Source organism: bacterium (genome assembly GCA_016703265.1).
Taxonomy (GTDB): domain Bacteria; phylum Krumholzibacteriota; class Krumholzibacteriia; order LZORAL124-64-63; family LZORAL124-64-63; genus CAINDZ01.
Genome location: JADJCK010000001.1, coordinates 340,221 through 361,304 on the forward strand (window position 1 = coordinate 340,221; position 21,084 = coordinate 361,304).

A 21,084-nucleotide genomic window follows, 5' to 3' on the forward strand; every position below is an offset into this window, starting at 1 on the left:
CGTGCTCCGACAAGGTCAGCCCCCCACCACGCTCGACATCTTGAACATGGGCAGGTACATGGCCACGAGCATGCCGCCGACCATCGTGCCCATGACGACGATCATGATCGGTTCGATGGCCGCAGTCAGGGCATCGACGGCCGCGTCGACCTCGTCGTCGTAGAAGTCGGCGATCTTCGCCAGCATCTCGTCGAGGGCGCCGGTCTGCTCGCCGATGCCGATCATCTGGACGACCATCGGCGGGAACACGCCGCTTTCGCGCAACGGCTGGGCGATCGTCTCACCCTGGCTGATGCTCTTGGCGGTGGCCTCGATGGCCTCCTGCATCACCTTGTTGCCGGCCGTCTTGGCCGTGATCTCGAGGCCCTGGAGGATCGGCACGCCAGAGCCGATCAGGGTGCCCAGGGTGCGCGTGAAGCGCGCCACGGACGACTTCAGCACGACGTTGCCGATGATGGGGATCCGCATCGCCAGGCGGTCGGTGTTGCGCCGGCCGTTGTTGGTGGCGCGGTAGCGCTTGAAGAGCCAGGTCAGGGCGAAGGCGCCGCCGGCCAGGGCCCACCAGTAGGCCCGGATGAAGTCGGAGATGCCCATGACGATGCGCGTAGGCGCCGGCAGCGTGCCGCCGAAGTCAGAGAACATCTTGGCGAACACCGGGATCACGAACATGAGCATGAAGATGCAGGCACCGCCGGCCACGGTCAGCACGATGACCGGGTAAGTCATGGCGCCCTTGACCTTCCTCTGCAGCGCGTCGGCCTTCTCGAGGAAGATTGCCAGCCGGCTCAGGATCACGTCGAGGATACCACCGGCCTCGCCTGCCGCGATCATGTTCGAGTAGAGGTCGGAGAACACCCGCGGGTGCTTCTGCAGGGCCTCGGCCAGGGTCGAGCCGCTCTCCACGTCGGAGGTCACCTGCAGCACGACTTCCTTGAAGTGCGGCTTGTCCAGCTGGCGGCCCAGCACGTCCAGGCACTGCACCAGGGGCAGGCCGGCGTTGACCATGGTCGCGAACTGGCGCGTGAAGACCGACAGGTCCTTGACGCTGACGCCTTTCTTCTTGAACAGCCCGCCCATCGGCGCGGACTTCTGCTTCTTGCGCACCGAGACGATGACCAGGCGGCGCTTCCGCAGGTATTCACTGACGGCGGCCTTGTCCACCGCCTCGTACTCGCCTGACAGGACCTCGCCCTTGGCGGTCTTGCCGGTCCACTGGAACACGGTCGTCGAGCTCACGGGTGCCTCCCCTTCTGGCCTAGCGGACGCCGGCGGGTTCGCCGAGCATCTGCAGGAGTTCGCCCACATCGCCGCTGCGGCTGAGGGCCTCGTCCATCGTGATCCACTTGTTCACAACCGCCTGGTGCAGCGACTGATTCATCGTCTGCATGCCGTGCTTCTGGCCGGCCTGCATCAGGCCGTAGATCTGGTGCACCTTGTCGTCGCGCACGAGGGCCTTGATGGCCGGGGTGCAGACCATGATCTCCAGCGCCAGCACGCGGCCGGAGCCCTTGGCGCGCGGGATCAACTGCTGCGTCATCACGCCGGAGAGGCAGAACGAGAGCTGCGAGCGGATCTGGTTCTGCTGGCCGTTCGGGAACACGTCCACGATGCGGTTGATGGTCTCAAAGGTGCTGTTCGTGTGCAGCGTCGCCAGGGCCAGGTGACCGGTCTCGGCGATGGTCAGCGCAGCCGAAATCGTCTCGCGGTCGCGCATCTCACCGATCAGGATCACGTCTGGATCCTGGCGCAGCACGTACTTCAGCGCGTCGGGAAAGCTCTTGGTGTCGCTGTTGACCTCGCGCTGGTTCACGACGCAGCCCTTGTGCTGGTGCACGAACTCGATCGGGTCCTCGATCGTGATGATGTGGCCCTTGCGCACGGTATTGATGGTGTCGACCATGGTCGCCAGCGTGGTCGACTTGCCGCTGCCGGTGGGGCCGGTGACCAGCACCAGGCCCTGGTTCCTGTTGATCAGCTGGCGGCAGATCGGGGGCAGTCCCAGCTGGTCGAAGGTGTGGATCTGGTAGGGAATCTGCCGCAGCACCATGGCCGTGACGCCGCGCTGCTGGAAGACGTTCGCGCGGAAGCGGCTGATGCCCTGCACCCCGAACGAGAAGTCCAGCTCGTGGTCGTTCTCGAACCGCTTCTTCTGTTCGTCGTTCAGGATGCTGTAGGCAAGCCGGCGCGTGTCGTCCCCGGTCAGCGTGGGGAACTGCGTTGCGGCCATGTTTCCGTCGATGCGGTACTGGGGCGACAGTCCCGCCGTGATATGAAGATCGCTGGCCCCCTTGGCCACCATTTCCTCGAGCAGTTCGCGCATGCCAAGCACTGTCGGTTCCTCCCGCCGGGGTGATTCGGCGATGCCGCTAGTCGGTGACTGCGGTTTCGCGAAGGATCTCCTCGATCGTCGTGACGCCCTTGCGGACCTTGATCAGGCCGTCCTGCCGCAGGGTCAGCATCCCCTGCGACACGGCCATGCGCCTCAACTCGGTGGTCGAGGCGCGGTCGAGGATCAGTTCCCGCAGTTCCGAAGTGATCGGCATGATCTCGTAGAGACCCTGCCGACCCGCATATCCCGTGCCCGAGCAGTGGTCGCAGCCGCGGCCGTGGAACACCGGGGTATCAGGAGGAAGCCCGACGTCCGTCAGGGCCTCCTCGGAAAGCCTGAGCTCCTCCTTGCAGTTCTTGCAGATGCGGCGCACCAGGCGCTGCGCGGCAATCAGCAAGGTCGACGACGCCACCAGGAAGGGCTCGATGCCCATGTCGATCATGCGGTTGATCGTGCTGGGGGCGTCGTTGGTGTGCAGCGTGGAGAGCACGAGGTGGCCCGTGAGGGCCGCCTTGGTGGCGATGCCGCCGGTCTCCAGGTCGCGGATCTCACCGACCATGATGATGTTCGGATCCTGCCGCAGGAAGGCCTTCAGCGCCGAGGCGAACGTCAGGCCAACTTCGTCGCGGACCTGCACCTGGTTGATGCCCTCGATGTTGTACTCGACCGGGTCCTCGGCCGTCATGATGTTGGTCTCGGGCCGGTTCAGCTTCGACAGGCACGAGTACAGCGTCGTGGTCTTGCCCGAGCCGGTGGGGCCGGTGACGAGCACCATGCCGAACGGCTGCGAGATCGCCTTGTAGATGTCGTCGATCGCCTTGCGTTCCATGCCGAAATCGGCCAGGTCGAGATTGAGGTTCCCCTTGTCGAGGATACGCATCACGACCTTCTCGCCGAAGATGCAGGGCAGCGTCGAGACGCGCAGGTCGATCTTCTTGGTCAGCACCTTGAGCTTGATGCGGCCGTCCTGCGGGATGCGGCGCTCGGCGATGTCCAGGTCGGCCATGATCTTCAGGCGCGAGATGATCGCATTGCGCAGCTTGACCGGCGGCTCCATCACTTCCTGCAGCACGCCGTCCACACGGTAGCGCACGCGAAGGTTCTTCTCGTAGGGCTCGATGTGGATATCGCTGGCACCCATCTTGACGGCTTCCGCAAGCAGGGTATTGACCAGCTTGACCACCGGGGCGTGCTGGCCTTCCTGCCCGGAGATGTCATCGTCGTCCGAGTCCGCGACGATCTCGATGTCATCTTCCATGCCTTCCATGATCGAGGCGAGCGAGTCGGTCGTCGCGTAGTACTTGTCGATCGCCTTCTTGATCGCCATCTCGCCGGCCACGGCCGGCTGCACGTCCAGGCCGGTGATGAACTTGATGTCGTCGATCGCGAAGATGTTGCTCGGGTTCGCCATGGCCACGGTCAGCACGCGGCCGCGACGGGCGATCGGGAGAACCTGGAACTTGGCGGCGACGTCGGCGGGGATCAGGTCGAGGCACTCGGTGGCGATATCGGCCTTCTGCAGATCGACGACGGGCAGATTGTAGTGCTTGCCGATGAAGACGATGTAGGCGGACTCGTCGATGGCGCCGGCGCGCACGAGCGCCTGGCCCAGCGATCCACCGTCCTTCTTCTGTATTTCCTTCGCGCGGGCGAGACCGGCCTCGTCGATCAGCTTCGCTTCGAGCAGCTGCGTGGCGATCTTGTCCCGTGGCGCTGTCGGAGTACCGGTGTTCATGCCGCGATTCCCGCTTCCGGTGTCGGAGTCAATCCTGACGCCGCGGCCCGTGCCACGCCCCGCCGCAATGCTTCCGGGAGCAAGGCTCGGGCCGTGGATCGGGGTCTGCCGTGACCGGAGTTTGTTCGGACGGGAACAGCCTGACTTTAATGCGGATTAAGCGGTCCGGACGGTGCCCGGGCGGGCTTCCGGAAGTCGAGGAACGGGGCCAGGCGGGACACAGTTGCCGGGCCGATGCCCTTAATGCCGAGCAAATCTGCCGGCTTTTGAAAAACGACACCCTGGCGCCGGGCTGCGTCGATGCGTCCGGCCATGACCGGGCCTACACCCGGCAACATCTGCAGGCTGTCGACCGAACAGGTGTTGATGGCCAGCGGGGCGGCGGGGCCGTCCTTGCGGCGCGGGGCCGGCGCGCGGTGCGGGTGGTCACCTTCCGGCAGGGCGACGGCGGCTGCTTCCGGCGCCGGGGCCGCCCCCGGCTCCATGGCGGACCCGGATTTCGCGCTGCCCGGGGGACCGGCCTCGCTGTCGGTGGCCTCGCCCCCGGCGGCATCGGGCTCCAGGACGGCGTCGAGCCAAAGCTCATTCCGCCAGGCGCCGTCCGGCCCGACCAGCAGTTTCTGGCGCACCAGGCGTCCCCCGGCCAGCACCAGCAACGCCAGCAGCAGCCCCAGCGCCTGCCGGCGTCCCAGTACCGAGGGGCCGCCGAAGGCCCGGCGGCGGCGCCGCGGGCGCTCCGGGTGCTCCGGGCCCTCCGGGACGGTTACTGGCGGAAGCCCCACTCCAGCCGAAGATCCGTCTCCATCCCCGGGCTCAGGGCACCGGAGGTCAACTGCTGGCGGGTCCCGGTCAGGTTGCGGAAGCCCATGGTCAGGTGCGCCCCCACCAGGCGGAAGCCCACCAGCAGGTCCAGGTTGCTCCGTGCCGGCAGCTGCCAGGTCCCCGTCACGTCCCAGGGATCGGCGCTCGCCGCCCGCCGTGTCGCCAGAAGGGACAGCTGCAGGATGCCGTCCTCCTTGAAGAAGTGGTTCTCCCAGTCCAGCCGCAGGCGCTGCCACTGTTCCGGGGGCAGCGGCACGGTCGGTCCGGATGAGACGTCGAAGCCCTGCCACGTACCCTCCGCCTGCAGCCGGGCCCAGCCCAGGAAGCGACCGGCGCGCGCCACGCTGGTGGTCAGGCGCCAGGACGTCAGTTCGAGTTCGTTGGTCCAGCGCCCGCGGTCGGGCTCATCGGTTTCGGCGCGCCAGGCGATGCCGTTGGCCAGGTGGCGCGCCGAACCCGTGGCCGCAAGCTCCAGGCCCGCAACGCGCGTCGACGCAACCAGCGACGCGCGCAGGGATTGCTCACGTTCGAGATCGTTGTTCGGCAGTACGACCAGTGTCCGCCCGGCGACGACCTGGCGCAGGTGCGTCAACAACTCGTCGCTGCGCGGCGCGCGGCCGCCCCACTCCAGCGCGGCCTGCCAGCGCGGATCGGTGCCCCGCTGGGCCAGTGCCAGGCGCGCGTCCGGTCCCCAGCCCAGGGGCCCCGAAGCGAGCGCTCCCAGTTCCGCCTGGGCGTGCGCGCCCGCCAGTGCGCCCTCCCAGCCGAACGCCAGCCGGGCCTCGCTGCCGCGGCCGGCCACCGGCTGCGTGTCGGCGCCGGCCCACTCGAGTCGCGTGCCGCTGTCGCGCAGCGTCCAGTCCTGGATCGAGAGGCTCAGCAGCGGGAGGCCGGTGGTCGCTGGCGCGTCCGGCAGCAGCGCAGTGTCGGCGGGGGCGTCGCCTGTGGTTGCGGAGGTGCTGTCTGCGGCGGCGACCGCGGTGCTTTCCGCGGTGCTGTCCGCGCCCGCCGCAAGGGTATCGCGGGGTGCGACAGCCGTCGCCGTTGCGCCATCGGCAGGCGCTGAGGCCGCCGCCACGCTGCCGGCGCGCCGCCGTATATCCACACGCGCGCCTTGCCGCCCGGACTCGAGCAACCGCAAGTCGTCGGGCGGCGTTTCACTCGTCCAGCGCGGCCCCCACAGCACATCGCGCTCGTTCCAGAACAGCACCGGCCGCACATCCCAGGCGCCCGGCAGCCAGCGCATGCGCACGGCCGCGGAGCGATCCCAGGCCTCGAGGCTGCCGGCCGCAAGGGCGGGCAGTTCATCGCGCGTGCGGCGGCCGGTGCCGAACTCGACCGAGAGCTCGCTGCCGTCGGCGAACGCGCGCTGCAGGCGGGTGCGGCTCTGGCGCACCTTGCCCTGCCCCGGGAATCGGCCGTCGGCGCGCAGCGCCAGGAACACTTCATCCGGGTCGTTCGTGTGGTTGTAGCCTTCGTTGTCGAGCGATTCCTCGAAGGTGAATCCGATCCGCCAGTCGGCGCGCGGCGAGAGGAACTCGACGCCGCGGTAGTAGCTTTCGTGCCGCCCCTTCACGCCCCGGTACGACGAAACCGCGCGCCGCGGCTCGATATCGCGCGAGACCAGTTCCACCACGCCGCCCGTGCCGCCCCAGCCGTCGGCGCCGAGGCCGCCGGCCGTGGCCGTCACGCCCTCGATCCCCACGAACCAGGCATCGTCCGCCAGCGCGTGACCGGTGCCCAGCGGCACGCCGTCACGGACCACCAGCGGCATGGGCGAAGTTCCTCCCTCGCCCGAGAGCCGCGACGTGGCGCCGACCCCGCCGTCGATAAACGTCAGCCACGGAGACTCGCGGTCTGCCCAGGAGAGCCAGGTCGGGTTGAAGGGCTGCCAGAGCGGCCGCGTCCAGCCCGGCGCGCCGCCGACGGCGGACACGGGTGCGGGCCCGGGCACCGGCACCGGTTCCGCTGCGGCAGCGACGAGGCTGGTGTCCGGGGCCGCGGTGACGGCCGCGGCCGTGTCTGCCACAGCGGGAACCACGACCCCGGTTTCCGGCGGGAATTCCTGGGCCCGGCCAGGGGCCGCAGCCAGAGGTTGCCGTGGCTGCGATCAGGCCGACCGCGAGGCATGCTGCGGCGCCGGGCGTCCCGGGGCGTCCGGTCACCCGCGGGCGGGCCAGGGGCGCCATGCGCGGCGCCAGGACGGGCAGGAAGACCGCGAAGATCGCGACGTTGCTCGCGGCATGAACCAGGAAGAAGGGAACGGCGCCGACCAGGACCACAGGCAGGGGCAGGTCGAAGATCAGGAGTCCGGCCAGGTTGGTGAGCGCGTCGTAGAGCACGGTGGCGACCAGTCCTCCGGCTGCGGCGCGCGCGACGGCCCGCCGGGAAACACGGCCCGCAACACCGGCCACGCGGCCGGCAGCGACATGTCCAACGGGTCCGGCCAGCCCCATGCCGAGCATCTGCGCCAGGAGCAGGAGCGGCGGCGCCGACCCCATCGGCGACGCGATCGAATAGATGGCGGCAGCCATGGCCCCGCACAGGAAACCGAGCACCGGGCCGAGCACCACGCCCGCCACGGCCGTGATCACCGTCATGATCTCGACGTTCGGCAGCCAGGCCAGCAGGTAGCCGCCGCCGACGGCCGTACCGGCGAAAAGGCCCAGCAGCACGGGCTGCCGGACCGCAGAGGAAGGACGGGAAGGGTCGTTGGGTTCCACCATTCGGGCATCATAGGCAACGGCGGGGGAACGGGCAACGCCGCGCTTCGGCGTTGCGCGCCGGCGACGGGGCGCCCCGGGGGACGGCGTCGGCAGGGTGCGGGCGGGATCAGACCTCGACTGGACCTCAGCCAGACCTCGACTAGACCTCAACCAGGCGCTTCAGGCGGTGACCGACATCCAGGAAGGTCGGGTCGCTGACGCGGATGGCGCGGTAGCACTCGACGGCCTCGTCGGACTGCCCGGCCTGTTCGAGGGCGCGGCCCAGATGGTAGCGCAGGCCATGCTGCTCACGCGAGCCCTCGGCCGCGTGGCCGAGGCCTTCCCGCAGCACCCGGATCGCCTCGGGCAAACGGTCGGCCCGCTGCAGCGTGATGCCCCACATCTCGTGCGCGCGAACGGCGAACACTTCGTCGCAGGCCGCCGTCGAGAAGCTCTCGCAGGCCTGGTCGTACAGGCCCATCTCGAGGTAGACCATGCCCATCTCGTAGAGGCGCTCCACATCGGCCTCGCCACCGCCGCCGCCGACAACGGCGCCGATCTCGGAGGTGATGGTCGCCAACTGCGAGGAGTCATGGCCGGTACGGCTGCCGGAATCGGCGTTGAGAAAACGGGACAACGCATCGTCGGCCGGTTCGCGGCGCGCCGGCGCCGGTTCAACGGGCGCCGGGGCCCGGGCCGCCGGCGCGGCACGGTGCAGCTTCGACTTCGCCATCGCCTCGGAGACGAGGGCCTCGAGGTCCTCGCCCGAATCGATCTCGAAGCAGCCGTCGTCATCCTTGTCATCGCGGGACAGTTCCACCTGCGCCAGGATGTCCTCCACGCGATGCATGCCGGCGGGCGCGACCTCGTCCTCGAGCGACTCGATGGGCACGGCCGGCGGCGTCACGGTCGGCGGCGCTGCCGGCGCCAGGAGGTCGATGTTGCCGAAACCGGGTGACGCCGGCGCCGCCGGCGCCGTCACGGGCGCAAAAGTCGGCATCGGCACCGGCGTGGGCTCGAACGCCAGTTCGCGGAAGCCCGCGAAGTGATCCCCGGTGCGGGCCTTTTCCGGGTGGGCCGCGATATCCCAGCGGCCGTGCTCGGGGTAGTTGACGACTTCGGGGCAGCGCGCAAGCGCCTCGCCGATGCGAGTGGCCGCCTCGTCACCGCGGCCGGCGACCTGCGCCATCGCGGCGAGAAGGCAGAGTGAACGCGCCGACTCCAGCGGCATCTGCCACATGTTGAAGATCTGCACGAGCGCGACCTGCACCTGGATGCTCTCCGGCAGGAGCTCCAGCAACTGGATGCAGCGCTTGAGGAAGATTTCCTTGATGTCGCCGGCCACCTTGCCCGAATGCTGCAGGAAATGCAGGGCGTGATCCTCGCCCTCCATGGCCAGGCCCTGTCCGGCGCGCGTCTCGGCCAGGTACCAGTGGGCGTTCTGGTTCTCCGCCTCGTAGCGGAGGATCTTCTTGTAGATGGCGACGGCGTTGTTGAGCAGGCCGGTCTGGCGGTACTTCGCCGCCGCGCTCAGGAAGTGGCGAATGGCCTGCGGCGTGTCACCGGACCTGAGGCAGAGGTCGCCCAGTTCGTTGATGACCGTGGGGTTGTTCTTGTCCTTGTCGAGGATTTCCTCGTACAAAGCAATCGCCTGCGACCAGTTCCGCTTCTTGCCGGCCTGGTAGGCGTCCTGCTTCAATTGGCTGAGTTTCGACAAGTTGCGGCCCCCCGACGGTCGCGAACGGGTGTCAATTCGGGCTGTCGCCGGTCCGACGGATTGCCTTTCCGGGCCGTCCGCCTCGGGGAAATAGATCGACTCGGCGCCTCACGGGTTGAGCATAATCTCCTGCCCCCCAACAAAAACACCCGCTACCGGGTTATGGGCGGCGCGATAGGGAACCAGGCGGTAGTCATCACCATCGAGTACCACGAAATCGGCCCGTTTGCCCGGCGCCAGCGAGCCGGCAACCTCCTGGCGCCCGAGAGCCCAGGCGGCGTTCAGGGTCGCCCCGACAAGGGCTTCGGCCGGGGATAGGCGCATCTGGGAGCAGGCGATGGACAGGATCAGGGGCATGGCCAGGATGGGACAGCTCCCGGGGTTGAAATCCGAGGCCAGGGCGACGGCACAGCCATCGTCGATCATCGCCCGCGCCGGGGCGTAGCCCTTGAGTCCGAGCGTGAAGACGGTGCCCGGCAGCAGCACGGCCACGGTCGCGCTCTGAGCCAGGGCCTGGCGACCGGCCTCGTCGATGCGGATGAGGTGGTCTGCCGAGGCGGCTCCCAGGCGCGCGGCCAGCGCGGCCCCGCCAAACGGCTCCAGTTCGTCGGCGTGGACCGTCAAGCCCAGGCCCAGTTCCTGCGCACGACGCAGGATCGCCTCGGAGTCCGCGAGGTCGAACACGGTCGGTTCACAGAAGACGTCGCAGCGCTCGGCCAGCTGTTCACGCGCGACCCGCGGCAGGATCTCCTCCACGATCAGCTTCACATAGTCGGCGCGACGTTCGCGGTACTCGGGCGGCACCTCGTGTGCGGCCAGGCAGGTCAACACGGCGTCGATGCCGACGGCGCGGGCGGCGCTTCGCGCGGCGCGGAGCATCTTCGCCTCGTCGTCGCTGCTCAGCCCGTAGCCGCTCTTGATCTCGACGGTGGTGGTGCCCCAGCGCAACATCTCGCGCAGCCGGCCGGTCGCCATCGCGCAGAGCTCGTCCTCGCTGCGCCCGCGCAGGTCGCGCACCGAGGCGTTGATGCCGCCACCGGCCGCCGCGATGGCGAGGTACGTCTCGCCGCGCACCCGCCGCTCGTATTCGTCGTGGCGCCAGCGCCCGAACACCGCATGCGTGTGCGGATCGACGAAGCCCGGGATCACGGCCCGGCCCCCTGCCGAGACCACGCGCGTGGACGGCGCCACCGGCGCGGCGACGACCAGGGCCTGCCTCAGCTCGGCCTCGGGCCCGGTCGCGAGCACGATACCGTCGCGAACCGCCAGCGCCGCCCCGCTCACCAGCCCCAGTTCCGCGAGCCCGGCACGTCGCCGCGGGCCGGCGCTGTCCAGCCCGGGTTCGTGGATCGTGCACAGCTGCGCGATGTCGGTGACGAGCAGGTCGACGGGACGGCCGTCGCCGGCGCGGGGATCGAAATGTACCGGGGCGTTCATGGCTGCTCCCTGGCCGCGGGGCGGCTGAAGAAGGCGTCGACGCGGGCCAGCAGGTCCGCCTCGTCGCCGTAGGTTGCCGGCAACGTGGGCAGGGCGCCCAGGAAGGTGTTGCCGTAGTTCTTCGTGTGCAGGCGATTGTCGAGGATGAGCACGACGCCGCGATCGCCGGTACGCCGGATCAGGCGGCCGAATCCCTGCCGCAGCCGGAGCACGGCATCGCGCACCATGAAGCTGGTGAACGGGTTTTCGCCCATCGCCTGCAGGCGTTCACATCGTGCCTCGACCCACGGGTCGGAGGGCACCAGGAACGGCAGCTTCGCCACGATGAGCACCTCGAGGTCGTCGCCCGGGAAATCGACGCCTTCCCAGAACGTGGCCGTGCCCAGGAGGATCGCGCGCGGCAGGCGCCGGAACTGCTCACCCACGGCCGCCGCCGGCTGCCGCGGCCCCTGCGCCAGCACGACCGGGCCGCCGGCGGCGCCGGAAGCGTCGTAGCCGTGCGCCGCCAGCACGTCCTGCGCAATGCGGATAGCGCGGTACGATGTGAACAGCGCCATCGTCTTGCGCGGCACTCCGCGCGCAAGAGCCGCCAGCACGCCGCCGACCGCCTCGTCGAAGCCGGGCGAACCGGGGTCGGCGAAGCGCGCCGGCACCAGGATGCGGCACTGTTCGCGATAGTCGAACGGCGATGGGCAGCTCAACGTGCGCGTTGACGGTCGCCGCCGGCTCAGTCCCAGCTCGTCGAGCATGTGCGTGAAGTCCTCGCCGACGGCCAGCGTGGCGCTCGTGACGATGGGACGCAGGTCGGCTTCCTGCCACGCTTCGCGCAGGACCGAGCCCGCCTCGAGCAGCGTCGCGCCGAGCAGCGCCACGCCGGGGCGGCCGGCAGCGGCCCGTTGTCGCGACGGTTCGATCCAGGTGACCCAGCCCTCGTCGGGCGCTCCCGTCAGGAAGGCCACGTCGTGCTCCAGCAGGCGAAGGATCTGGCCGGCCATGGCGACCTGCGCCAGGTCGTCCTGCAGGGCGGGCTCGAGATCGTCGAGATCGCCGACCGCAGTGCCGACCATGGCCTGCGCGGCGGCGGCGGCGGCGGCATCCTCGAGCAGCGCCGCCGTCTGCGGGCGCAACGGCGCAAAGTAGGCCTCGGTGTCGCGCAACCGGACGCGGCCGATATCCGACTGTGCGGCGCCCGGCAGCTGGGTCATCTGCTCGCCCACGCCCTGCCACCAGCGGCGGAACGAAGTCTGCATGCGCACCAATGCGCGGCCGCAATCGGTACAGGCTGCAGCGGCACGCTCACCGGCCGGCCCGCGGGCCTCAAGCCTGCGCGCCGCCAGTTCGAGCCGCGGCGGGATGCCCCCCGCCGGCGCGGCGCCCAGCGCATCGTCCAGGTCGGTGAGCCGGCGCAGGCCGCAGGCGACGGAGTGCGTCTCGAGCGTGACCGCGGGCAGGCGATGCGCCTCGTCGATCACCAGCGCGTCGTACTCGCCGAGCAGGGTGCCTCCCTGTCTCAGGTCGTGCAGCAGCAGCGCGTGGTTCACGACGAGGATGTCGGCCTCGCGCGCGCGCCGACGCGCACGCTGCACATGGCAGCGATCGGTCTCCCAGCAGAGGCCCGGCAGGCAGAGGTCCGCCGCATCGAACAATTCGGCGAGGCAAGGCTGCAGCAGCGGATGGTCGGCCAGTTCCTCGCGCAGGCCCTCCGACGTCACCGCCAGCCACAGGCGCAGGGCCGCCGTGCGCAGTCCGTCGGCGAGGTCCTCGACCGGACGCGTCAGGAACGCGCGCTCCTGGCGAAGGCAGAGATAGTTGCGGCGCCCCATCAGCAGGCGGAAACGCTTTTCTCCCAGCAGCGGCTGCAGTCGCGGGAGGTCCTGGCTGAGCACCTGCGACTGCAACGCGCGCGTGTGCGTCGAGACCACGGCGCGCCGTCCCTGCGCCGCAGCGGCCGCCAGCGGCACAAGGTAGGCCAACGTCTTGCCGACGCCCGTGCCCGCCTCGACAAGCAGCGGTTCGCGGCGCTGCAGGGCCAGCGCCACCTCGCGCGCCATCGTCGCCTGTTCGCTGCGCGGCGACCACTTGTCGCCGTAGACGGCGCCCAGGCCTTCGGTGTCGCAGAGCCAGGCATGGATGCCGTCGGGGTCGCCCGGGCAGGGACGCGGCACGCGAGCCGCACCAGGCGGCGTCGACTCGGCAGCAGCGACCGGCTCCACGGGCGGGAGGGCGACCTGCTCGAGGTGGTCGAGCAGCGGGGCCAGCGAGGGATGCCCGAACGACAGGTCGCGCCGCACGGCGTCCCGCAGCGCCTGGTCCAGTTGCCGGTACCAGCGGACACGCTCGACGAAGCGGCGCGCTCCCTGGCGCAACGCGGTCTCGATCGCGATGCCGTCCTCGTCGTCGTCCGGGGCGGGCGCCCGCGGCTGCCCGGGGTCGAGAAGGCTCCACAGGGCGCCGCCGCCGACCAGCAGGCCGCCACCGCCAAGCTCGCGGCACTCGCTGCCCGTCCCGGCGATCAGCACGGCGCCCGGACCGAGCGCAGGGTCATGATCGGGATCGCCGATCTCGTGCACGCGCACGGCGCCGGGCAGGTCGAGCGCCAGCCAGACCGGGCGGCCGGGCCGGCGCCAGGCCAGTGCGCAGAGCAGTGCGCCTTCAGGCGTTCGCCGGGTCATCGCCACCGCTTCCGCCGGGTCCGATCTCCTGCAGGCGGCGCCTGAAGCCCTCTTCGTCGACCACCTCGATGCCCAGCTCGGTTGCCTTGTCGAGCTTGCTGCCGGCTTTCGCGCCGGCCACCACGACATGCGTGGCGCGACTGACGCTGCCGGCCACCTTGCCGCCGAACGCCTCGATGGCCGCCCGCGCTTCACCGCGCGTCATGTTCTCCAGAGTCCCGGTGAGCACGAACGTGCGCCCGGCAAACCAGTTGTCGCCGACCGCCGCCGGCGCCGGCGGCAGTTCCTCCGCATCCAGGAAGAAGCCGGCGACACGCAGCCCCGCCACCAGGTCGCGCCCGTCATCGCCGGCGAAGAAGGCGCAGACCTGCTCGCCGACCACGGGCCCGATGTCGGGCAGGTCGGCCAGTGTCGCCGGCGTGGCGGCTCGGAGCGCATCGATGCCGGAGTAGTGTCGCGCCAGCGTCAACGCCGTCGAGACGCCGACCTGGGGAATCCCCAGCGCGAAGATCTTGGCTGCCCACGGGCGACGTCGCGCACGCTCGAGGCCGGCCAGCAGCCGGTCGGCGGACTTTTCGCCCCAGCCGGGCAGCGCCGCCAGCGTCTCGCGCTCGAGCACGAACAGGTCGGCAGGCCCACGCACCAGCCCGCGCTCGAGGAACAGGTCGATCCAGCGCCCACCCAGCCCGTCGATGTCGCAGGCGTCGCGACCGGCGAAATGCCGCAGACGCCCCGCCATGACCGCCGGGCAACGCGGGTTACTGCAACGCAGCGCCACCTCTTCCTCGCGGCGCACGGTCGGCGAGCCGCAGACCGGGCACGCGGACGGCGGCGGCAACGGCTGCGCGTTCTGCGGTCGCCGCTCCATTACGACGCTCAGCACCTTGGGGATGATGTCGCCACCCTTGGCCACCACCACGGTGTCGCCGATGCGGATGTCCTTGCGCTCGAGTTCGTCCCAGTTGTGCAGCGTGGCACGGCTGACGGTGGTGCCGGCCAGGGCCACCGGCTCCAGTTCCGCCACCGGCGTGATCACGCCGGTGCGCCCCACCTGCAGCGTGATGCCCCGCAGCGTGGTCACGGCCTCCTCGGCCGCGAACTTGTAGGCCACGCCCCAGCGCGGCGCCTTGGCCGTGAAGCCGAGCGCCGCCTGCTGCGCGCGGCTGTCCACCTTCACGACGGCGCCGTCGATCTGGTAGTCGAACGACCCGCGCTCACGCTGCAGTTCCTCGAGATGAGCGTGCACGCCGGCCGCGTCGTCGGCCGAGCGAAGGAACGGGTTGACCGGCAATCCCAGGGCACGCAGCGCTGCCATCTCGGCGGTGTGATCGGGGAAGTCCTCGCTGGTCGTGCCGTCGTCGCCCGGCAGCGGGAACAGCTGGTAGAAGAACGCCGACAAGCCGCGCTTCCGGACTTCCTCCACGTCGAGCGTCTTGAGCGTTCCCGCGGTCGCGTTGCGCGGGTTGGCCAGGGCCTCGAGACCGGCGTCGAGCCGTTCCTCGTTCAGCTTCGCGAAGCGCGACAGCGAGAGGTAGGCTTCCCCGCGCGCCTCGAAGAACCGCGGCGCCGGCGCCGGAAAGGCGGACTGCCAGCCCGCAGGCAGTTCTGTCGGCACGCCCCTGATGGTCGCGGCATTCGCGGTGATGAGATCGCCGCGCTTGCCGTCGCCGCGGGTGAGCCCGGCCTCGAGACGCCCGTCGCGGTAGCGGACCGCCAGCGCCACGCCGTCGATCTTCGGTTCCACGGTCAACCGGAGCGGAAGTGCCGCCGCCGGTCCCGTCAGCTCGCGGCGCAGGCGCGCGGTGAACTCGTCGATCTCGGTCGGCTCGTAGCTGTTCGCCAGGCTGAGCATGGGACGGCTGTGCGGCAGGCTCGGAAATCGCGCGTCGGCATCGCTGCCGACCTGCGCGGTCGGCGTGTCGGCGGACGCCAGGTCGGGCCACAGGGCCTCGAGTTCCTGCAGCCGCCGTTCGAGCGCATCGTATTCGACGTCGGAGATCTCGGGCTCGGCCTCGACGTAGTAGAGGTGCCGGTGGCGACGCAGTTCCTCGCGCAACGATGCCGCTTCGGCGCGCGCGGCGGCTGCGGCTGAAGCTGCGGTGGAATCGGCATCGTTGGATGGACGGTCGCGCATGGCCCTCCGCGGGCGGCCCCCCGCCCGTCACTGCGGACGGCGGAAGGCGTCAGAAGGATTCCAGAAGGGTGACGTGCAGCTTGGCCAGGTCGAAGTCGACCGTGCCCGGGAAGCCCACGGCCAGCGACAGGTCGCCGCCCGGCGTGCGCGCCAACAGGCCCAGTCCGTAGCCCTGCGGCCAGCCACGCCGGCGTTCCCCGCCCGCGTCCTCGCCCGCCGCAGCGGACCAGAACCCAAAGTACCCCACGTCCCAGAAGGTGTAAAGTCGCGAGCCCCGCGGCGGCCCCAGGCGCCATTCCAGGCTGGCCCACGCCGCCTCGACACCGTGGAACTCGCCTTCGCCATAGCCGCGCAACGAGGCGGCGCCGCCGAAGCGGAAGTGCTCGGACAGCGGCGCCTCGCGCTCGCCGCCGTCGAGCTTGCGCACCGAGACGCGCGCTGCCAGGGCCGCGCGGCGCCACAGCCACGCCTCGCCCGCGAGATCGCCCGACAGGAGCCGCTGCCGCACCGCTGCCGCAAGCTCAGCCGTTCCCGCCGTTCCCTCGCGCGCCTGGGACGAGCGCCACGCCGACTCGACGGCGAAGCTGCCTTCCCAGCCGCTGCGTGCCCGGTCGCCCCGGCGATGCAGGACCGCTGCGCGCGCCCGCGTGCGTTCCGTGCGCGCCACCAGGCCTTCCGGATAGGTCGAACGGTCGCGCCCGGCCGCCACCTCGAGCCCCCACAGCGCGACCACCGACAGGCGCGCGCCGAGCTCGGTCGTGAAGCGCGTGTACGCTTCCGACTGCACTTCGCTGTCCAGCGCCAGGGTCACATCAAGCGGCGTGCCGAAGGCGAGCGGCTCCAGCCACGAGAACCCGAAGCGCGAGCGGCCGGCGCCGTCGTCACGCCAGCCCACATGCAGGGCCCGACCGCTCGAGGCCAGGTTCGGCAGGCGCAGGTCAACCTCTCCGCTCAACCGTGCCTTTTCGGTGTCCGCGCGCCGGCTCAGCCCCAGCACCACGTGCAGCCGGTTCTGGCGGGGCCGCAGCCGCGCCGGGAAGTGCACGCCGACGGTGTCGACCGCGGTAGTCGTGTAGACGCGCGCGGTGTCCAGCTCGGCATACAGGTCGCGGGCCCACAGGCGCTCGACGGCGCGACGGAGGTCGCTGCCGCGCAGCGGGGCCCCGGGTTGCAGGCCGCTGGCCCGCGCCAGGAAGCGCTCGGCACGCGGGTCACCGACATCACTGGTCACCGGTCCGATCCGGGCCGGTGTTCCCGGCAGCAGCGTGGCGACGATGGTCACCGTCCGCGCGGCGGCATCGAGCCGCAGGTCGGACACCACCCAGCGCGGGAACGGGTAGCCGAGTTCGCCGATCGCCTCGAGCAGGGCGCGCACACCGTAGTCGATGTTCCCGGCCTCGAAGCGCGATCCCGCCTTCGGCAACCAGTCGTCGAGCAGTCGCTCGCGGCCGGGGAAATCGTCGCCTCCCACCTGCCAGGGAGCGAGTGTCCACGGCTGCCCGGCATGCAACAGGACCGTGTCGCCAACCGAGCTGACCGATGCCTGCAGGTAACCGCGCGCCAGCCAGCGGTCGCGCAGCACGGCCTCGCGTCCGCGCAGGGGGCTGATCGTGTCGCCGCGCGCAATGGCCGCGGTGGCCAGGCGCCGTCGCAGCGCCGACGCTGCCGCCACGTCCGCCGGCCCGGCGGCGACGCGGGCCGCGAGTGCGGTGTCGGCTTCGGTGAGGGCAGGCAGGTACAAGGCGCCCGGGCCGTTCAACCACGCCCGGTCCTCCTGCAGCCAGGCCTGCTCGCGCGGGCCCGGGACGGCGCCCGGGCGTGTGACAAGGGCGACGGGGCGGCGCGCCCCCACCGCAGACGCAGCCGGCACCGACGGGGCAGCGGTCGTCGCCGGCGTCGGCGGCACCGTCAGCTGCGGCAGGAAGGGCAGGACCGGGACCGGGAAGGCCGCGGCCGACACCGCGCCCTGCCACAGCAGGAACCCGCACAGGGCGGCTGTTGTTACCCGACTCTTCTGCCGGAATGCGAGCCTAAGCTCAGAAGCGCGCCGTCGATTCCAGCCGCAAATCATGTTGCCACCCCCTTTCACCCTGGCGCCGGGCGAACCAGCTTGCCGACAGCGTCAGGTACCCCGACGGTTCCCAGGACAACCGCAGCGTCGACTCGAGGTTGCCGCCCGGATAGGGGAAGGTGTATGGCCGCGTCACGCCCGCCGGTTCCTCGCTCGTGACGTTCGACCAGCGCGCCTCCAGCAGCGTCGACCAGCCGCCCCGCAGGCGCGCACGGGCCGATGGGCGCAGGGCCCACTCCTGCTGGGCCACCGCCGTCACGGCATCGTTCCGCGTGACCCGTTCACCCTGCAGGCCCACGCGCAGGTCCGGACCGGGCGCCACCTGCCAGCCCAGTTCGAGACGTCGCGTGGTGAGATCCTGGCTGCGCCGCGCGCTCAATTCCTCTTCGGTCGATTCACGGCGCTCGCCATCCACGGCATAGCGCCCACGCAGCGTGGTCCGCGCCGTCAGGTTGGCGCTGCCGGTTGCCTGCCAGCGGCGGTCAAGACGGTCCTCGGGATGGGCCGCGAACTGGCGGTCGCGCGTCTGCCGATAGCCGAAGCGACCGCGCAGGTCGAAGCGCGGCTCGTGCTCGAGGAGGGAGATCTCCTGCGTGAAGTTGAGGTCGCCGAGTACGGCAGCGTCGTTGTCGAAGACGACAGCCGGATCCAGGACGAGCAGGCGGCCGACCTGGTCGGTCGTACTGCGCCCTTCCAGCGAGGCGACTGTCTGGGTGGACCAGCCGCCGTACCACTCCTCACGCCCGAGAAAGGCGAAGCCCTGGCGCCAGCGCAGGTCACCGCGCACGGACGTCGTGGCGACAAGGCTGTCGGTGCCGGCCAGGATGACATCGTAAGCGCCCTGGTCCTCGCCGACGTAGTCGCCGTTCTCGTTGAAGTCGCCCTGCCTCTCGCCGACGAAGACGATCTGGCGGTCGAGCACCTCGGTGCGGCTGTTGTCGACGCGATAGCCCAGCGACCAGTCGCTGGCGCTTCGATCCCAGCGCCCCGCCAGGTCGAGCCGCGCCAGGCGCGTGGTCTCTGCCGGGCCTTCGGGCCGTTCCACCTGCCGCCACGTGCCTTCGCCGACCAGGCGCATCCCGGCAATCGAGCCGGTGCCGGCGGCCAGGCCCGCCGTGCGGCTGTCCCGCTCGCGTCGCCAGGTCCCCTCGCGCAGCGAATCGGCCAGGCCACGCCGGAAATCGACCCGCCACGTGGCGCCACCGCTGTGCGAGCCGGCCAGTTGCGCGCCGCTCTCCTCGAAGCGGAATCCCTGGGGCGCGCGGTGGGGCCGGCTTCGTCGCGCCATTGCCGGCGGTCGTGCGTGACCGACGGCTGCAGCGCACCGAGCCGCCAGGCCAGTTCGTGATGCTGCGCGCGCCGCTCGATGTCCAGAGGGTCGATGACGTCGCGTGCGCCGGCACGCGAGATCTCGTGACGGCCACGCCCCGCACCGAGGCCCCACTGCGCCTCGAGCGACCGGCGATCGGCTTCGAGGTCGTCGCCGTGACGCAGCGAGCCGGCAGCCGCCGCCAGGTCGAGTCGGCCACGCGTCCCCTGAGCCTGCCAGGTCACGCGCCCGTCCGCCTGCCGGTCGGCCTGGTCGAGGAAGCCGGTGCGTCGCGCGCGCTCGCCCAACCCCCAGGCCTCGTAGTCGCCGATCGTCCGGTGCAGTTGCAGGGGCGCGAAACGTGCGTCGCGTCCCTCCCAGGTGCCATTCACCGTCACCTTGCCCAGCGAGCGACCTCCGACCGAGACCGCTCCCGCGTTCCAGCGCCCGGCCAGGCGGCCGGCGCCGCCGCCGTTGTCGTCGTCGTCGGCACCGGACAGCAGGTTGCGGTCGACCTGAGAGGCGTTCCACTCGGCGTCGATGCCGCTGGCCGCCGAATCGCCCACCTGCAGGCTGAAGGTGGCCAGGCTGTGCGAGGCCGGCAGGGCCAGTGGACGCCCGACACGATACGCCCCGGCGCCCGCGCCGGTGTAGACGAACACGCGCTGCCCGGTGTTCGTCAGGCTGTCGAGGCGATAGTCGCCCAGCCCTGCGCCCACGTAGTGGAACGCCACGCTCCAGTCGCCGCCGTCGACAGCGAACACGTAGATGGTATCGGTGCCCGCCACCTGCAGGTCGTACTGGCCCTCGCCGGGCAGGGATGCCGAGGCGCCGGGCGCCACAGCGAGCAACGGATCATCTCCGGCAGCGGACAGGGCTGCCTCGTCACCGTCCGCCAGGTCGCCCGTGCGCAGGCGCGCCGGATCGTCGGCTTCCTTCAGCACGCGCGCCCGCAGACGCGCCGCCGCGCCGCCCGGCAGGCCGTGCCATTCGTGCTCGACGCCGGCGCCCAGCACGGTGCGGCTGTAGGCGCCCTCGCCCTGCTCGAACTCGACCGTGATGAGGGACTCGGCCGTGACCAGCCGGCGATACGTGAACGTGATGGTGCCCAGCACATAGTCGATTACGTAGTCGCGGTCGGCACCGCGCACGAGCGGCTGGCCGTCGAGCGTCACGCGCTCGGAGCCCGCCACCAGGAAGAGGTTCGCGCCGCCTTCGCCCCCGGCAAGCCGGTACGGGCCCTGGTTCGATTCCTGCCCCTGCAGCTGCACCGTGCGGTACGAGCCGCGCGGCGCCCCGGCCACGGCATCCACGGTCGTGGCGCCGCCGCGCACGCGGACATCGAGCCCCTGCAGCTTGCGCCGCACATCACCGAACGCAGTGCCCCGCCGCTGCACCACCAGGTCGCCGAGCGTCGCGTTCCACGCCGGCCCGTTGATCTCGACCAGCACCTTGTCGATGTCCTTCAGTTCCTCGGTGTTCCCTTCCGGCACCACAGGCAGGTTGTCGTCGGACAGGAACGCGCGCACGCCGATCTCGGGAGTCAGGCGCCCGTTGATGTTCAGCCGCAGGTTCTGGTCTACCGTCATCTCGCGACGCGAACCGGACGACACCTGCACGGTCTTGCTCCCGGTCACGCGCAGGCCGCCGTCGCGCCAGTCGCCCGCCTCGCGCAGCGCGGTGGCCCCGCGCGGCCCGCCCGCACCCGGCGACGGCCCCAGCGGTGCCGGAGGTGCCGCCACTTCGCGCAGGTCCAGCCGCGAAGCAACCGGTACCGGCACGAATCGGTAGCTGGCACTGACCAGCGCCAGGCCGGCCCCGGCAGCCGTGCTGTCGGCGCCCGTGGCCCTCCAGCCGCGCAGCGGGACCACGAGGCCCGATCGCGCGCGCAGGTGGAAGTCCGTTCCCTCCCGCCAGGCCACGCCGTCGACGAGCAGTCGCAACGACCCGGGCTCGACGAAGCCGTGCGCCAGCGGCAGCGCGCGCAGGCGCGCCGGCATCAGGTGGAACTCATGTTCGACGAGGGTGGTGCCGGTATCGGCGACGGCAACGCCGGGCGGCGGGGACGCTGCCTGCGCACGCACCGTCGCCGCGGGAACGGCCACGGCCAGCAGGATGATGATCACGGGCAGGCCCCGGTGCGCGCGCCGCCA

Annotated in this window: 13 protein-coding genes; all 13 read right to left on the reverse strand. The window is 70.9% G+C overall.

The window, feature by feature from the left end:
• Nucleotides 1-15: 15 nt before the first annotated feature.
• The 13 genes from IPG61_01650 to IPG61_01710 all read right to left on the reverse strand — a co-directional run bounded on the left by IPG61_01650 (nt 16) and on the right by IPG61_01710 (nt 21,057).
• On the reverse strand, nt 16-1,305 hold the full coding sequence (locus IPG61_01650; protein ID MBK6732798.1) for a type II secretion system F family protein: 1,290 nt from the start codon (nt 1,303-1,305) through the stop codon (nt 16-18).
• The gene (locus IPG61_01655; protein ID MBK6732799.1) at nt 1,256-2,329 is read right to left on the reverse strand and encodes a type IV pilus twitching motility protein PilT; all 1,074 of its coding nucleotides are present in this window, start codon (nt 2,327-2,329) and stop codon (nt 1,256-1,258) included. The genes IPG61_01650 and IPG61_01655 overlap by 50 nt, the downstream gene beginning before the upstream one ends.
• 37 nt (nt 2,330-2,366) lie before the next feature.
• The gene (gene pilB / locus IPG61_01660) at nt 2,367-4,064 is read right to left on the reverse strand and encodes a type IV-A pilus assembly ATPase PilB (GenBank protein ID MBK6732800.1); all 1,698 of its coding nucleotides are present in this window, start codon (nt 4,062-4,064) and stop codon (nt 2,367-2,369) included.
• 146 nt (nt 4,065-4,210) lie between these two features.
• The gene (locus tag IPG61_01665; GenBank protein MBK6732801.1) at nt 4,211-4,846 is read right to left on the reverse strand and encodes a helix-hairpin-helix domain-containing protein; all 636 of its coding nucleotides are present in this window, start codon (nt 4,844-4,846) and stop codon (nt 4,211-4,213) included.
• Entirely contained in the window at nt 4,828-6,660 is a 1,833-nt protein-coding gene (locus tag IPG61_01670; protein ID MBK6732802.1) for a hypothetical protein, read from the reverse strand. Before IPG61_01670 ends, IPG61_01665 begins: the two co-directional genes overlap by 19 nt.
• On the reverse strand, nt 6,641-7,561 hold the full coding sequence (locus IPG61_01675; protein MBK6732803.1) for a hypothetical protein: 921 nt from the start codon (nt 7,559-7,561) through the stop codon (nt 6,641-6,643). The genes IPG61_01670 and IPG61_01675 overlap by 20 nt, the downstream gene beginning before the upstream one ends.
• 190 nt (nt 7,562-7,751) lie before the next feature.
• The gene (locus IPG61_01680; GenBank protein ID MBK6732804.1) at nt 7,752-9,308 is read right to left on the reverse strand and encodes a tetratricopeptide repeat protein; all 1,557 of its coding nucleotides are present in this window, start codon (nt 9,306-9,308) and stop codon (nt 7,752-7,754) included.
• A gap of 108 nt (nt 9,309-9,416) precedes the next feature.
• Nucleotides 9,417-10,745, reverse strand: a complete 1,329-nt coding sequence (locus IPG61_01685; protein MBK6732805.1) for an imidazolonepropionase — start codon at nt 10,743-10,745, stop codon at nt 9,417-9,419.
• A complete protein-coding gene (locus IPG61_01690; protein ID MBK6732806.1) occupies nt 10,742-13,417 on the reverse strand; it encodes a DEAD/DEAH box helicase in 2,676 nt (891 codons plus the stop codon). The genes IPG61_01685 and IPG61_01690 overlap by 4 nt, the downstream gene beginning before the upstream one ends.
• Nucleotides 13,398-15,551 carry an NAD-dependent DNA ligase LigA gene (ligA, locus tag IPG61_01695; protein ID MBK6732807.1) on the reverse strand — a complete coding sequence of 718 codons (2,154 nt, stop codon included), beginning with the start codon at nt 15,549-15,551 and terminating at the stop codon, nt 13,398-13,400. Before ligA ends, IPG61_01690 begins: the two co-directional genes overlap by 20 nt.
• A gap of 49 nt (nt 15,552-15,600) precedes the next feature.
• Nucleotides 15,601-17,511 carry a BamA/TamA family outer membrane protein gene (locus tag IPG61_01700; protein MBK6732808.1) on the reverse strand — a complete coding sequence of 637 codons (1,911 nt, stop codon included), beginning with the start codon at nt 17,509-17,511 and terminating at the stop codon, nt 15,601-15,603.
• 76 nt (nt 17,512-17,587) lie between these two features.
• On the reverse strand, nt 17,588-18,037 hold the full coding sequence (locus IPG61_01705) for a hypothetical protein (GenBank protein MBK6732809.1): 450 nt from the start codon (nt 18,035-18,037) through the stop codon (nt 17,588-17,590).
• Between the two features lie 32 nt (nt 18,038-18,069).
• Entirely contained in the window at nt 18,070-21,057 is a 2,988-nt protein-coding gene (locus tag IPG61_01710) for a hypothetical protein (GenBank protein ID MBK6732810.1), read from the reverse strand.
• Nucleotides 21,058-21,084: the final 27 nt, after the last annotated feature.